Annotated in this window: 14 protein-coding genes; 6 read left to right on the top strand and 8 right to left on the bottom strand. The window is 42.4% G+C overall.

Features of this window, described 5'->3' with window-relative positions:
- Window positions 1–22 precede the first annotated feature (22 nt).
- Genes LKO28_RS14260 through LKO28_RS14250 form a run of 3 tightly spaced genes read right to left on the bottom strand, consistent with a single transcriptional unit; the run spans window position 23 to window position 4380 of the window.
- Window positions 23–2338: a hypothetical protein gene (locus LKO28_RS14260; RefSeq protein ID WP_227695683.1), complete on the bottom strand. Its 2316-nt coding sequence runs from the start codon at window positions 2336–2338 to the stop codon at window positions 23–25.
- A 16-nt stretch (window positions 2339–2354) separates the two neighbouring features.
- A complete protein-coding gene (locus LKO28_RS14255) occupies window positions 2355–3197 on the bottom strand; it encodes an SdiA-regulated domain-containing protein (RefSeq protein WP_227695682.1) in 843 nt (280 codons plus the stop codon).
- A 13-nt stretch (window positions 3198–3210) separates the two neighbouring features.
- Entirely contained in the window at window positions 3211–4380 is a 1170-nt protein-coding gene (locus LKO28_RS14250) for a Pycsar system effector family protein (protein WP_227695681.1), read from the bottom strand.
- Window positions 4381–4553: 173 nt separating this feature from the next.
- On the opposite strand from LKO28_RS14250, the gene LKO28_RS14245 reads away from it, so the two are divergent.
- Window positions 4554–5108: an NADPH-dependent FMN reductase gene (locus tag LKO28_RS14245; protein ID WP_227695680.1), complete on the top strand. Its 555-nt coding sequence runs from the start codon at window positions 4554–4556 to the stop codon at window positions 5106–5108.
- A gap of 130 nt (window positions 5109–5238) precedes the next feature.
- Here the strand turns inward: LKO28_RS14245 and LKO28_RS14240 are convergent, their stop codons facing one another.
- The 4 genes from LKO28_RS14240 to LKO28_RS14225 form a co-directional block, all read right to left on the bottom strand.
- Window positions 5239–6390, bottom strand: coding sequence for a metallophosphoesterase (locus tag LKO28_RS14240; protein WP_227695678.1), 1152 nt, complete (start codon window positions 6388–6390; stop codon window positions 5239–5241).
- 7 nt (window positions 6391–6397) lie between these two features.
- Complete coding sequence (locus LKO28_RS14235; protein ID WP_227695763.1) at window positions 6398–7300, bottom strand: pirin family protein; 903 nt, start codon at window positions 7298–7300, stop codon at window positions 6398–6400.
- Between the two features lie 146 nt (window positions 7301–7446).
- A complete protein-coding gene (locus tag LKO28_RS14230; protein WP_227695676.1) occupies window positions 7447–8436 on the bottom strand; it encodes a cobalamin-independent methionine synthase II family protein in 990 nt (329 codons plus the stop codon).
- 53 nt (window positions 8437–8489) lie between these two features.
- Window positions 8490–9503 carry an NAD-dependent epimerase/dehydratase family protein gene (locus tag LKO28_RS14225; RefSeq protein ID WP_227695675.1) on the bottom strand — a complete coding sequence of 338 codons (1014 nt, stop codon included), beginning with the start codon at window positions 9501–9503 and terminating at the stop codon, window positions 8490–8492.
- A gap of 203 nt (window positions 9504–9706) precedes the next feature.
- Here LKO28_RS14225 and LKO28_RS14220 point away from each other — a divergent pair, with 203 nt between their 5' ends.
- The 5 genes from LKO28_RS14220 (at window position 9707) to LKO28_RS14200 (ending at window position 12668) form a co-directional block, all read left to right on the top strand.
- Window positions 9707–10165, top strand: a complete 459-nt coding sequence (locus LKO28_RS14220) for an Lrp/AsnC family transcriptional regulator (protein ID WP_227695674.1) — start codon at window positions 9707–9709, stop codon at window positions 10163–10165.
- 57 nt (window positions 10166–10222) lie between these two features.
- The gene (locus tag LKO28_RS14215) at window positions 10223–10516 is read left to right on the top strand and encodes a hypothetical protein (RefSeq protein WP_227695673.1); all 294 of its coding nucleotides are present in this window, start codon (window positions 10223–10225) and stop codon (window positions 10514–10516) included.
- A 2-nt stretch (window positions 10517–10518) separates the two neighbouring features.
- A complete protein-coding gene (locus LKO28_RS14210) occupies window positions 10519–10890 on the top strand; it encodes a hypothetical protein (protein WP_227695672.1) in 372 nt (123 codons plus the stop codon).
- The gene (locus tag LKO28_RS14205; RefSeq protein WP_227695671.1) at window positions 10890–12032 is read left to right on the top strand and encodes a glutathionylspermidine synthase family protein; all 1143 of its coding nucleotides are present in this window, start codon (window positions 10890–10892) and stop codon (window positions 12030–12032) included. Before LKO28_RS14210 ends, LKO28_RS14205 begins: the two co-directional genes overlap by 1 nt.
- Window positions 12033–12098: 66 nt before the next feature.
- Window positions 12099–12668: a VOC family protein gene (locus LKO28_RS14200; protein ID WP_227695670.1), complete on the top strand. Its 570-nt coding sequence runs from the start codon at window positions 12099–12101 to the stop codon at window positions 12666–12668.
- A gap of 174 nt (window positions 12669–12842) precedes the next feature.
- Here LKO28_RS14200 and LKO28_RS14195 read toward each other — a convergent pair whose 3' ends face one another.
- Window positions 12843–14573 carry a hypothetical protein gene (locus LKO28_RS14195; RefSeq protein ID WP_227695669.1) on the bottom strand — a complete coding sequence of 577 codons (1731 nt, stop codon included), beginning with the start codon at window positions 14571–14573 and terminating at the stop codon, window positions 12843–12845.
- Window positions 14574–14610 lie beyond the last annotated feature (37 nt).

Below are 14610 nucleotides of genomic sequence, written 5' to 3'. Positions count from 1 at the left end.
GATTCCTGCTTAATCGTATCGTTTAACCTTCGTCCAAAATGATATCGGCCCGGATAGCCTCCAGTTCACTTACACCCTGCACCTCCTCCAAGGTACAAAATTCAAAATCTGGTTTCAGCATACCCATTGCTGCAACTTCTTCCAATAAGCCCATAATCTCCTTCCTCCATGATTCCCCCTGAAACACTATTGCCAAGGTATGAGGACGTACCAATCGTTCTTTGCTCCCTTTTAATCGTACTTTATCGATACGTTTTTTGACCATTTGGTAACGGATATTATAACCGCCCTCCACGTCAAATCGCCGTTCGTCGGGCCGGAAGCTGATATCAATAGTCGAGGTATGTACGAAAATCAATAAAGTAACCTGCATCGGTACCGGCAAAGTCGGACCTAACTTAGCCGCACGCTTCCCGATATGAGCCATCGAAATAATCTGCAATTTTCGGATCGTTCTTAATAAAGATGGCTCAAATACTTTTGTCGGTGTAATCGACTGCCCCACGTACATATCGTATTCCACGCCATCCGTACGAAACAATTCAAAATAAGAAGGAAAAACATCTTGAACGGCCGTATTAAAATGTTGCACTTCATCCTTTACTACCTTGTTCAGCTGCTGGAGCGAAGCTTCAAAAATATCACTGCGCTTACTTCTCGCCGCTTTAGCTTCCACGACAAAGTTATCGATGGCAGATTCATAAGTCGGCTGTGCCTTCTTAATTTGCTCCAGTGCATGGAACATCTCTTCATAAAGAAACAAAAAAACATCCAGCATGTGGGGTTCATAGTTTGTCGCTTCCAATTTCTTTCGGATCTGCTCCACGCGGTCGGCTAAGGCCGAGCTTAAACTATTGTCAGCGGTGGCAAAAAGTGTTTCTAAGAATTCACGGAGATGATTTATCTTGGATAGGTAATCCTTCTTATAAATACTGTTCCGCAGTTGGGTAGACCCCTTAACATCGATAGCACCATATATGGGATACACATTTTCAAACCGCACACTTTCTATGGGCAACTCTTCATCATCCCGCATGTATGCCGCCACCTGACGCGCCGCCACTTCATTAAAACGCCATTCCACTGCCGGATTAAGCGCCGTATAATTATTCATAATAATGCGTTCCAGCATCTTTTTAAACAGCCCAGTAAGTTCGGTCGCCAATTGCGTTAAAAGGGGGATAAATATCCGCCACTTCATTATACTCTCTTTGCCCAGTTGCTCCGGCTCATAACTATAAAGCTCGATAAATCCCACTAGACTTTCTCGTTGTTTAAGTGGAATACTGATATACGACGCCACACCCTTCCTTTTGATCCATTCGAGAAAAAAAGGAACATTTGTATCCATTGATGGATCAACCCCATACACGACCGAGTAAGGTTCCTCGAGATATTTGGTCAAGATCGGATCAATCTCTCCGTTAGCCTTCCGCTTTTTTAACTCCCCGAAGAACACACTATTACGAGCGAAATCGGCTGATAAAATCGGGTAGCCATTGAGTTCGAGCACCGGCACAAGCGACGTAAAAATGGTTCGGGACCCGGCAATGGTCGACATAATTTGATTTAATTCTTCGAAAAGCCGTTCCTGCTTGTAATCCGATAGGCTGGCCATCAAAGTATGTATCCGCTCAGAAACATACGTCGTTGTCGTCTCCTTAAATGTGAGGATGGTAAAACCCTCAAAAGTAAAATTATTGAAATTGAGCAGCCGGAAAAGTGGCTCCAGATCCGCCAAACAATATTCCGACTTATCGTGTAAGTTGGTAAGATCAATCGGGTACAACTCTCCTTTTTTTTCAATATTTACGAAAGAGAAGTCTACCCTAAGCTCGTAGTACTGATCGATTCCGTCTCGATTTATTCTGTAAAGAAGTTTATCATTACTATTGGGCATCCCGTAGAAACGTTCGAGCAAAACGCCATAGAGCAACTGCTCCGTAGGCGCCAATAGTGGTTTCGTATCCTTTACGGTCACCTGTCTAGCATCGGAGGCAACAAACGCATAAAATGCACTCGTACCATAAAACGCGTGATGCGGTATAGGATACCCCAAGGCCCATAAGCCATCTTCTTCCAAATGAAGACCTTCTTGCAACGCATGAACCATCTCGAAAACACCTTCATAAGCGTTCATATTGCTGCTATTTAATGCACCATGCGATCGGCTCACCCCCTCTATTATTTCTAAACCAAACCAAGGTAACAAATGCCGTCTGCCTCCCTCCTTATCCAGTATCTTTTGTAGGTAGGCGACCAAAGGAGTCAACGACAACGTACCCTTACCTAACGCACATTCTTTGAGATGTTCAATTTCAATATCCTTTAATAGCATGGTATGTTAGATTACACTACTTGATCAAATTAAATCTATAAATCATGCCTTGTTCTTTTCGTCCGGCTTCACTACTGATATAAAGATTACCCTCCTCATCAAAAGCAATCCCCTCCGGTTGTTCAAAATTCTTGCGTGGCAGATGTACGATGTGTTTCGGATTAAAGTCCGCATCCGTAACGACCAATGCCCGGTCTATTGATGAGAGGAGGTACCACTCACCGCTCTGCGAGCGTTTTGCCATTGCCGAAGGCTTAAATGTCTTTTTAATGCGCTTATCCAAAGCAGAAAGCGCACCTACCTGAAAGGTAAACTGGTCGGCATAGGATAATTGTCCGTCGCCATCCCTAGCTAACATGTACCCCGAAACGATGTTGCGCTTTTTATCTGCTTTACATGCCTTACATAGGAGAAAAAGGCTTCCGGAAGCCGGATCAAATGCCATCGCCTCATATTCTTCCTCCGGCACTAGTCCCTTATTAGCAAATACCTTAAGATCTGCGGACAATCCGCTCTTCAAAAAACTATATATATCACCGTTACTCTTTAAAACATAGAAAAATTTTCCATCTGTCGTTAACTCTTCGTAATCACCTTTCTTGCCGAACGAGGTTATCTCGAGAACCCTTTCATTCGTCAAATCATACTCAAAAAGCAAACCTTCTTCGTCTTGTATGGCATAAATCGAAGTGGTTTTGCCTTTCACAAAGGTTATTCCGGATATCTCGGCAAGTTCTGTCGGCATTACATAACTAGCGTCGGCCTGTAACACGTAGGGAAACGAAGCAGTATCGTGCGACTGGCAACTACCCAATGTAACCGATATCAGGCAAATACAAATCATAAAATGATATTTCATAATCTTCGTTTTTCTATCTTACCAAAAGTATGGCTGCAAAAAAAGCAATGACCGATATGATTAAACCAAACATAAATACTCCATAAGCATACCGCAATAATTTGTATTTTCTGCCCAATACCACCCCTTGGGAATACACGTCTTGCGTTAACATACTGTATAAAAAATCGTAGTCGCCCATCGCCTTTTTCATGGCTTCATCGTATTTGTCAAACGGCATTTGATGAAAGTTGCCGAAAAACAACAAGTTGACACTTTTATTCGCAACTTGCTCCGGGTGGAAGCGTCCATCTTTCACCTTAGGGATCGTAGAAAGAATAGCCAAAACCATCGTCACGACAACACTTCCTAACAGCAACATCGTGGGAAAAATCAGATGTTGATTGGTATCTAATCGCTGCACCAGCATGGCCACCACTACGGATAAAATAATCGAATTCACCGTCAGCAATATATTTGCTTTATTATCCGCCATATCGCTGAGTCGTTGGCTATTGGTAAGTGATACCCTAAACATGGTTTCAATACCTCTTTCGGGCTTCTTTGTCTTGCTATCTACCGCGTTTTTAGACAGGTATTTTGCTTGCTGTGCTTCCAATCTTGCTATATGTTGCCGCTTCCCTTCCGCAAGCTTACGCTGCGCATAGGCTGTATAATAACTGTGATTTCTCAATAATTTTATCGTCTGCTGCCGCCATTGATTTTTAGGAATTTTAGTTCCCACCACTTGTTCAGCTTCCTGATGCATTAATCGGTTACGCGTTTCAAATCTATCGCCCCCCAAATGGAAGAGGTCCGCGTCACAAATAATCTCTTCCAGCAGATTTTTAGGCGATTGCGGCGTCCGGGTGGCCAAAATACAGCCTTTCACCTTATCCCGCAGTTCGTCGGGACTGCCCTCCCGTTGCAGAAAATCCATCGCTAGATCGACGCTACGCTGTTCGTGTCCGTCTGCTCCCCCTACACAATAACCTAAATCATGGAAATATGCTGCAAAAACCAAAGCAAACCGATCCTGTTCAGGGAGTTTATAATAAGCAGCCATTTCCTGCGTCGCTAAGACCACATCGTCCATATGCGTCGCATCGTGAAAACAGTAATTTGCGGTTTTATTTTCTTGTATAAAATTCAGCGCATAATTTTCTGCCTTTTCTAATAAGTATCCATAATTTATGCCTTCCATAATGTAAGCAATCTAATAAAAATCAGGCAAAAGTGAACCAATTTAAAAATTTTCTGTGTGTATACAAGAATACAGACTTTTCTTAACCTAGGTCAAGAAAAGAGAAAAACCAAGCCCTTACCTTTGTATCTAAGAAAAAGTTAAAGCACAAAAACGTTAATCAAAAAATAAAGATGAAATTAATTGCTTTCGGAGCGTCATATAGTAACGACTCTATCAATCAAAAATTTGCAACATACGCAGCAAAACAATTCGCGGGTGCGGATATAGAAATTTTGGATCTTCGCAATTACTGGTTACCACTTTACACAACCGATGTAGAGACTGAAATAGGCCACCCCGAAGAAGTAACCCACTTCTTAGCCAAATTAGAACAAGCGGATTTGATTGTTATTTCTCTGGCAGAATACAATGGAAGCTATGCTACCGCATTTAAAAATCTTTTCGATTGGGCTTCCCGTGTAAAAATGAATTTTTTCGAAGGAAAAGAGCTTTTGCTTCTTTCTACATCTCCCGGACCCCGCGGCGGTTTAACGGTTCTTCAAACTGCTAAAGAAAGATTTCCTTTTCATGGAGCAACAATAGCAGGGACATTTTCTTTACCGAACTTCTATGATAATTTTTCGGAAGAAACCGGGATTTTGAACGAAGAAGTAAAGGGGAAATTTAACGATGTCATTGGCACTTTACAACAGGCTCAAACTTCTAATAAGCAGATAGCAGTATAATCCCGATACGTCGCTGACGAACAACACATTGCCGGCTAGCAATCGAAACCTAAGGAAAAACAGGAACACCTACTTCCTTCCGATAGCCGGCAATCAACTATATACCAACACGATAGGTATCGATAACATCCTAACGCGTCGTTGTGAAGGACTTTTCCTGATAGGGTATGCGATATGTGAAATCTGCTTTTATTCCTTGATTTGCATAGGTATAATAAGTAATTTGCATACTTCGGTCGTTCATCATATCAACTGTCACAAAACCCTGCATCGAATTTTTATAAAGCAAGTTTTTACTGCTTTTTATATAAGAACTTTTAGAACCAGAACCGCTAACAATTTGATATTGATTCGCGTTTTTAATGAATTGTAGTCCATGATCATGCCCCGCTACGTAAATAAGGTTAGAATGGTCCTCAAAGACATCGGACACCTTCGTTTTTAAATCGTTATATTTAGGATGAGGCACGTCTTCTGGATTCCGAAAAACGGTGGTTCTCAACAAAGGATATATCGAACCGACAATAGGCAGTGGAATATATAAACTTTTGTTTAAACGGGTTAAAGGAAAAAGATGATCCTGTATCGAATAATGCCCCCCGTGCAAACCGTATGTTTGGAACGGGTGATGGGATGCCATTAGAATCGTCTTATCACGATTTTTATAAAACAACTCTTCCATCCGCTCTATGACTTCTTCCTCCGTATTACAATCGCAATCCACATTAGGATTACCTTTAGCGTAAGGGAATAACCACCACTCGCTATCGTAAGCGATGATGATCGTCTCATCCGACAATGGCACTTCGACCGGATCTGGGCAGCCGTTTGCGGGAATTAATCTTAAAAGAGGATCATTTTGCCCAGCCAGAAAGTCACCCTGCGCCCTTATCTTCGCTAACCCCTGCTTTCCTGACTTATCCCAATCATGATTCCCGGGGAGAAAGTATACCGGTGCACCTTTAGCACGCATAGGTTCAAACTGTGACCGTAAAACAGCTGCTGTTTCCATCTCTTCCGTGCTTCCGGGTAAGCCCATCCCACGCGGATAGATATTATCACCCAAAAACATCACCGTCGTTTTATCTGCTAAAACCAAATCTGCCGCAAGTGGAATGATAGTCTCCTGTTTAAAATTTATTTCGCCCGCATCCCCAATAAATATAACGCGGTGTACCACTGCATCTTGGGAAAATACTGGAAGCGTAAACAGCGAAATAAAAACAATCTGTAGGACTTTCGGCATCCAACTCAAGTCACTATTATACAGCTTCGTTTTCATGCACGCACTACTTTTTCACATTCAAACGCATATCCGGAAGTGGAACATATTCTTGATCATCCCCTGGCACTAAAGGAAAAGCATCGCTATTTTGATTTTTCCAATTCGTTTTTGCTTGCTCAATTACCGCCTTATCGGAATGGACAAAATTCCAAAATATAAAGCGTTCTTCGTCAAAAGGTTCGCCACCGAAAATATAGACTGTCGCATTTTCGCTCATTTCGAATTCACAGAGTTGCGCCTCTTTCGCAATTAATAGTTGCTTTGATCCATAAGGGTTGCCCTCGATTGTAGCCGTCCCATCTAACACATACAGTCCGGCTTCTCCATACAAAGCACGCCCAATATTCAATTTCTTTGCTGTTTTAGTTTTAATTTCAATAAAAAACAACTTACTATGTACCGGCACAGGTGATTTCTTTCCAAATGCTTCCCCAGCAATCAACTTAAACTGGGTGTCTCCATCCGTCCACGCCGGTATCTCCTCCGCCTCTATATGATGGAAGCTCGGCTCGCTCTGTTCTTTGTCCTTTGGTAGCGCCACCCATATCTGAAAACCATGGAGGTTTTTGTCGGTCGCTCTCAAATACTCCGGTGTTCTCTCCGAGTGGACAACGCCCTTCCCTGCGGTCATCCAGTTTACGGCACCAGGTTCGATCTCCACGGCACTTCCTATACTGTCGCGATGGAAAATAGCACCTTCAAAAAGGTAAGTTAACGTAGAAAGTCCAATATGTGGGTGAGGCGGTACATCCAGATTCTGATAATCCTTTAGAGCCGCAGGCCCCATATGATCGATAAAGACAAACGGACCCACTGCCCTCTTTTGACGAAAAGGAAGTAATCTGCCTACCAAAAAGTTTCCGATATCTGCTGCTCGCTCTTCGATGATCAGCCCAATATTTGACATCATAATAATATGCTTTACAGGGTTAATATTCTATATATAATCGCTATCTAAAGATAAACATTTCTCGACGCTTTCCGACAATAAATAAAAAAGCCGCATCGACATACGCGATACGGCCTTTTATTCATTTTTAGCAAAAATCTTGCTTATAACACTTTCGATGCTTCTACTAACCGTTTCAATTTAGCATGCGTCACCTCGATAGGTACATGACCAAACCCACACTCACTCGTCAAGATCAAACGATCAGCGGGGAAATAATCTAATGCCGGTTTTAAGCGTTCCCGTATATCCGCTACGGATTCTAACTCATCACTACGCTGGTCGATTACACCTATAGCAAGATCACCTTTAAAATCCCACTCGTCAAATAATTCCAGCATATTATAGCTTAGCGTGCAATGCTCCAGCAACAGCTCATCTACCGGAACCGCTTTAAAGGCATCCACTATATCCGTGTACTTGGTGAAATAAACACGTTTTCTTCTCGGATTTCCTCCACATACATGCAGACCAATACGAACTTTCTTAGGCAATGATTCAATCAGTTCAGCTAAGATCTCCGCAGCCCACAGACTTTCCTCGGGAGACTCCGTCCACATCGGCTCATCAAATTGTATATGATTACACCCCAAGGCTATCGCTTCCGCAATTTCATCCCGCAAAACATTTGCCCAAGCACGACACAAAGCCTGTGCATCAGGGTATAGATCCGGGCGTTCATTCACACTAAAACGGTACAATACATGGGGACCCGTTACAGTGAGTTTTACATCCACACCCGCAGGAGCCGCGTCACGGGCAATCTTCCAGTTACGGGCAATATCAAAACGCGAGTTTTTCAATTCGCCAATTACTCGCGGACATTCAATTCCAAAGCCAGCCGTACCAAAAGAAACCTTAGGCATATCTTCAAACGTAATCCCATCGATACGCTTCTGGTAAAAATAATACATATTTTCGCGGTAGCCCTCGCCATCCGTAATGGTATCTAATCCTAAACTCGCTTGATCCTTGGCAGCCCACTTAATATAACTATCCACTTCTTCCCGACCCATTACCGGACGTTTCATCGTATCCTCTAACTTTTCCGGACGAGGATAACTACCGACGACCGTATTGCGAAATCCTGACATATATATACTTTATTTTATAACTTCTTTAATTTGTCGACAAATATAGCCGTTTTTTAATAACTGATCTCTAGTTGGCGGCACCGAGCCTCTTCAATTTGCGCCCGCACCCCTTCTTCCAATGAGCGGGGAATGAAACCGATCTCTTCCTCCAGCCGCACACTATCACAGCGATCTATCAACGAGGTACGCCGCACGCTTTCGTCAAATTCATACTGTGCCTCCGGCACAATACGCTGGACGGTCTGCATAAGCTCCTCCGCCGTCACCGAATGGCCACCGTTGTTATAAGCGAAATGTTTAAGTTTGGGTTTTAGCGATAAACGTACAAACTGCTCAGCCACATCATCCACATAAATCCAGCAATCCCGTGCTTCTTTAGAAAACGGCAATTTTACGGGTTTGCCAAGTGCCGGATTGGTTGCAAATTCACAAGCCCAAAGAACCGATCCCCGCATCCTACCGTCACCATAAACTACCGGCGGACGCATAGAAGCTATACTCACACCTTTGTTACGGATATATTTTTGTGCGGTAAACTCATTGAGCATCTTCATTACACCATACGTGTAAAAATGATCATTCAGGGAGCAAAAATCATCTTCTTTCACCGCATAGTTCTCATCGCCATAAGCATTATGATTGGCACCGTAAATGGTTTCGCTGCTTGCGAAGACCAAACGCGTCAGCTTATGATCAACTGTCATATCAAACATATTGATCATCCCCTGTATATTGACAGCAGCTCCACGATGTTGATCTGCCTCTACCTCTGCACTCATGAGATAGGCCAAATGAATCACGTGCGTAATATCAGAAAAATCAAGAAACACGTTGTTGACTTGCTCCCTATTGGATACATCCAGCTCGATAAACGAGGTTTGATCTATTTGTTGTTGTATTTCCGCAAGCTTAGCAGGATCTTCGCGATACTTCAAGAGTGCTATCTGCTTGGTCCATTCTATATTTAAATTCAAATCTGCAACAACTACTGGTATCTTACGTTCCCATAAGTTAACTACAACACGTGCTCCAATAAATCCTGTACCGCCAGTGACTAAAAATTTCATAAACTACTACTGTTGTGTGAATGTTAAAACAGTTCTGCACCACGAACAACTAATGTCTATCATAATGCTAGACAAAGGTACTTTCTCCATATTAAAAACCATAAAGTTTTATTTAATCAGATGAAATAACCACTTTCAGGCTACAAAGTAGCGCAATACGCTTTTCGTTTAGTAAATTTGACATCGAAAAAGAATTTTATGCTATGAATCTTGATAACACAGATTTGCTTTTGCTGAAAATATTAGGGAACAATTCGAACCAAACGATAAAAGAGTTGGCTAAACAAGTAAATTTATCCCCTACCCCTGTACTCCAACGGATAAGACGACTTGAAAATGAAGGGTACATTAAAAAGTACATTGCCTTACTCAACCCCGAGAAATTCAGCCAAGGGTTTATTGTATTCTGTAATATAAAACTCAAACAGCACGATCGCAGCATCGGACATCGTTTTGTACAAGATATTTTAAAGATCGACGAGGTCGTTGAATGCTACAACATTTCAGGCGATTACGATTTTATCTTAAAAGTTTTTGCCAAAGATATGCAGCACTATCAAGAATTTGTATTCAACAAACTAGGCGCAGTCGAAAGCATAGGAAGTACCCACAGCTCCTTTGTTATGGCTGAAATCAAAAATGCACACAACATCACTTTTTAAAGGTATAATTATAAATGTCCCCGATTTTAATTAAGTTTGTCATGTACAATTAGTTTTATGAAGTATTTATTATTAGTAGTCTGTCTAATCACATTTACATCCTGTTTTAACCGACAAAGCGAACAATCACTGGAACAACTTGATAAACGGTCGGCACGGGAAGTTACCTTGAAAACGGTAACCAAGGGTGATTCAGTGCTACATATCACTACACAACACATTTGGTACAACGGAGAGCAAATTACCTCGGGGAGCGATACCATCGTGACTGCAAAAGCACCGGGTACTTGGGGTATTGCAGATTCTTCTGTCACTTTGAGCAATGTACCTATTTATGTAACTGTACAGTAAAGATGAGAAAAACAGCGTCCAAAAGTATAAAATTAGTTTTGATCACTTCGGTGCTTGCTTCCTGCGCGCAACCGAGGGATGAACAGGCAACGGAGAATAAGCAGCGTGTATTTATGCGCGCAGACACGACAGCACCTTACACGGAAGTCACGGAAAACTATTCGCAAGGACATTCGGGAGGCGGTATGGGCTCAGCCCTACTGTGGTTTATGGCTTTTAGGCATTTAGGAGGCGGTATGGGCTACGCCAACAACAACCTGCATCCCCAATCCGTAGCCGGTACCAATGCAGCTAAAGCAGCAGCACATCAAGCCCAAAGAGGCGGTTTCGGCCGAAGCGCAGCTTCTTCTCCCCGGTCTTCTTACGGTTCGTAATGCAGCTTAAAAAACTACGTATCGACCCCAACTGGCAGTCTCGTTTAACCTCCATTGGCTATGGCTATCATACCCTAGATGGTATCCCCTATTGGATCGACGACTATTATTACGAGATACGGAATCGGGATGCCGATTTAATTTATAAAACCAGTACAGAATTGTGGCAGATGTGCTTGGAGGCCGTGGAGTACATCATCAAAAATAAACAGTACCAGCATTTTCATATCCCGCCCTTCATGATTCCGCACATTGAGCGTACCTGGGAAAATGATGACCCATCGATATACGGGCGGTTTGATTTTGCCTACGATGCCATGCGCGGAGAATTAAAGTTGCTCGAATTCAATGCGGATACCCCCACGTCACTTTTTGAAACAGGTATTGTGCAATGGTATTGGAAAAATCATTATTTCCCCGAACTAACCGACCAGTTCAATAGTATCCATGAACAACTAGTCCAGAGCTGGACTACTTTAAAACCTTATCTTAAAGGGGATGTTCTCTATTTCTCTTGCGCAAAAGAAACTTTGGAAGATTTAACAAATGTCGAATACCTCCGCGATACTGCCCTACAGGCAGGAATAGAAACCAAACTCATCTACATGGATGATATCGGTTGGACAGGCAACGGCTTTGTCGATCTCGAAGGCCAACCTATATTATCTATTTTCAAATTATACCCTTGGGAATGGATGACACACGAAGCGTTTGCCGCACATATCATAAACGATCCTAACGAAGCGCAATGGATTGAACCATCTTGGAAAATGCTACTATCTAATAAAGCTATACTTCCCATTCTTTGGGAGCTATTCCCCAATCATCCTGCGTTATTAGCTGCTTATTTTCAAGAGCCCGGTCATTTAAAGCATTTTGTTAAAAAACCGCTATTATCACGCGAAGGCGCCAATATAGCGATGTATTACGATAACGAGCTTATTTATCACACCGAAGGTGAATACGGAGGAGAAGGCTACATATACCAAGAACTGGCTAACCTGCATCGCGAAGAAACTGGCTTTTCCATTATCGGTAGCTGGATTATCGGACAAGAAGCTTGCGGGATATCTTTTAGAGAGTCTGACATGCCGATTACAACGGATAAAAGTCGATTTATTCCACATATCATCAGACATTAACCCTTAGTCTATAGGGGCAATAAAATGTCTTTTTTCCGGTGCCGAAGCAAAAAATAAACGAGCACTTTGAAAAAATTATTTATTACTTTAGCAAAAGGCTTCGTAGCACAGATTTGTTATCCATATAAAATAAACCCCACGCACATGAACGACTATACCATTCCTGCAAATACACACATTGGCCATGTCCATTTAAAAGTAGCAAATTTGGAACGTGCACTTGCGTTTTATACCGATCTATTAGGCTTCGAGATAACGACCATGTATGGCGATCAAGCAGCTTTTATATCTGCCGGAGGCTACCATCACCATATCGGACTAAACACCTGGCACAGTAAAGATGCGCCTCCTGCTTCTCCACGGGGAGTGGGCTTGTATCACACCGCTATTGTGTACCCCACTAGAAAAGACCTTGCCCAGATTTTCGACCGTCTAAGAAAGGCCAATTATCCCTTAACAGGAGCCAGCGATCACGGTGTTTCCGAAGCGATATATCTTGACGATCCTGACGGAAATGGCGTGGAACTATATTGGGATCGACCCAAAGAACTTTGGCCCCAGAAAGAAGACGGTTCTTTAGAAATGTACACACGACCAATCGACTTGACCAGCTTATTGAACGAACTAACGGTTTAGTTTTGCTAAAATCTGCCTGCTACTATCGGAAGCAACGATCAAACCAGCGGGCTTCCTACTAATGCTTTAATACCCGGCGATTTCTGCGGGACAGATACCCCTTAAAACTTATTGCCGGATACCATCTCGCAAAACGATTAAAAAAATACAAATACTTCTATCTTTTCAACAAACCTATTCTCTTTCTTGTAACTTCAATTTATTGCTTTCACTTAAACCGACCGTTTGTTGTATTCCTTCCTGCAAACTCTTCCAGAGCGTTTTAAAATGCGAATACTCCGGAACCCGCTTATAATCCACCTCTCCGATATGATATACCTCGTTAGCATCCGGATTACTATCATTGACCAAAAACTGATTTACCAAAAAAGAAAGTACACCTCGTTTCCCTCTTTTATTACGATCTTGGTCTGGCGGATGCAACAGCTCCACTTTCAGTTGATCATAATCAAAATGAAACGTACCCCAATTTCGGTAATCGTTACCCAACATATCAAAACGTATGCGATGGATATTTCCCGAAGCAAACGAGATGTTCAGCAACGGTGTTAGTATACGATTAAACGCAGGGAGCTGCATCGGCCCTAGAGTACCTTTATAAGTATGGCTTCCGACGTCGCTTAACATATCAAAACTAAAAACAGCGTGCAGCGCACCGGTCCCCATTAAACTAGCCTTCAAATCTGCCCGCATGAATTCGTCCTTTTTTAAAGATAGTGTATCATTCGTCACGTTCGTTAAGTGTCCCACTGCGTTCTGGAAGGTTATAGCACCCTCGCGAAGATATCGTCCGCTAAGCTCCTGATAAGAAATATCCACTTTTTTTACGAACACCGTATCAAAACCAAACAATTGGTTAACAGCCATTATTTTTTGATGCGGAGCGTCCCCCAATTTATTTACATTATCCTTTTGAAAACGTTTATCTTTATGGAAAGAAGCCGAGCCTCCCGTCAGATGCGCATATACCGCAGCAATTCGCTGTCGCTGAAACACCTCCCTAAAACACATCTCTTCCAAGCGTATGGAGTCAAACTGCAAATAAATCAAAGCCTTATTCTCCTTATCATTCCGGAAATAATCTACTTTAGGAATCCGCGGCGAGAGCGCCACGTTAATCAGTAGCGAATTATTCTCTCGACTATTTACGGTCAAGCGGTCAAAGGTTATCTTATAAGGGCTATTAGGAATATCGTAAGCAAACCTCGGAATATCCATATCCATATGCTTAAAATAATATAACCGTGTGGTATCCTGCGCTGAATTTTCATCCAGAAGAATATCATACAATCGGAATTGAGCACTATCCACATACAGTTCATTCGTCGTGCCACCTTCTGATTTTACATAAGCAATATCAAACTCCTCGAGACTAATTTTACCGACCTCAATTGCACGAAAGATGGCTTTTACACGATCATATAAAGCAGTTGCATCTTGTCTTTCGGCAGCTTTATTATGGGCAAGCGACGCACTCCGTATACGTAAAGTTCCCCCACGTAATAAAACATCGTTCACCAGTAGCCGCTTACGTATCAAGGCAGACCAAATACTTACACCACGAATTTCGAGCTCCTCCAGTTTAATATCAAATCGGTTATCCGGTGCCGTTTCCGATTCGATCGCACGTTGATACCTCACCGAGTCACTGGTCAGTACCGCATTTTTTAAACGAACCGTACCCGTCAAAATATGCAACTCCATATCGTCATAGGTCAACCCATACAAACCATTGCTAGATTGTTGGATAGCCTCCGTTAATTTTGTTTTGATACTAGGCTTCCACGCGCGAATACCGACAGTCGCCGCTATTAATAGGATAAGCAACATCAACACGATTCCGCCTACCCATTTCCATACACGGGGTATCGAATAGCTATTTTTCGCTTTTCCGTGTTTACTCATTTCGGATCTCGCGTTTCCTTTTTCTTTTTGCTCCTCA

Source organism: Sphingobacterium sp. FBM7-1, from assembly GCF_020687765.1.
In the GTDB taxonomy this organism is placed as follows: domain Bacteria; phylum Bacteroidota; class Bacteroidia; order Sphingobacteriales; family Sphingobacteriaceae; genus Sphingobacterium.
This window is presented reverse-complemented; position numbering and strand designations above follow the sequence as displayed.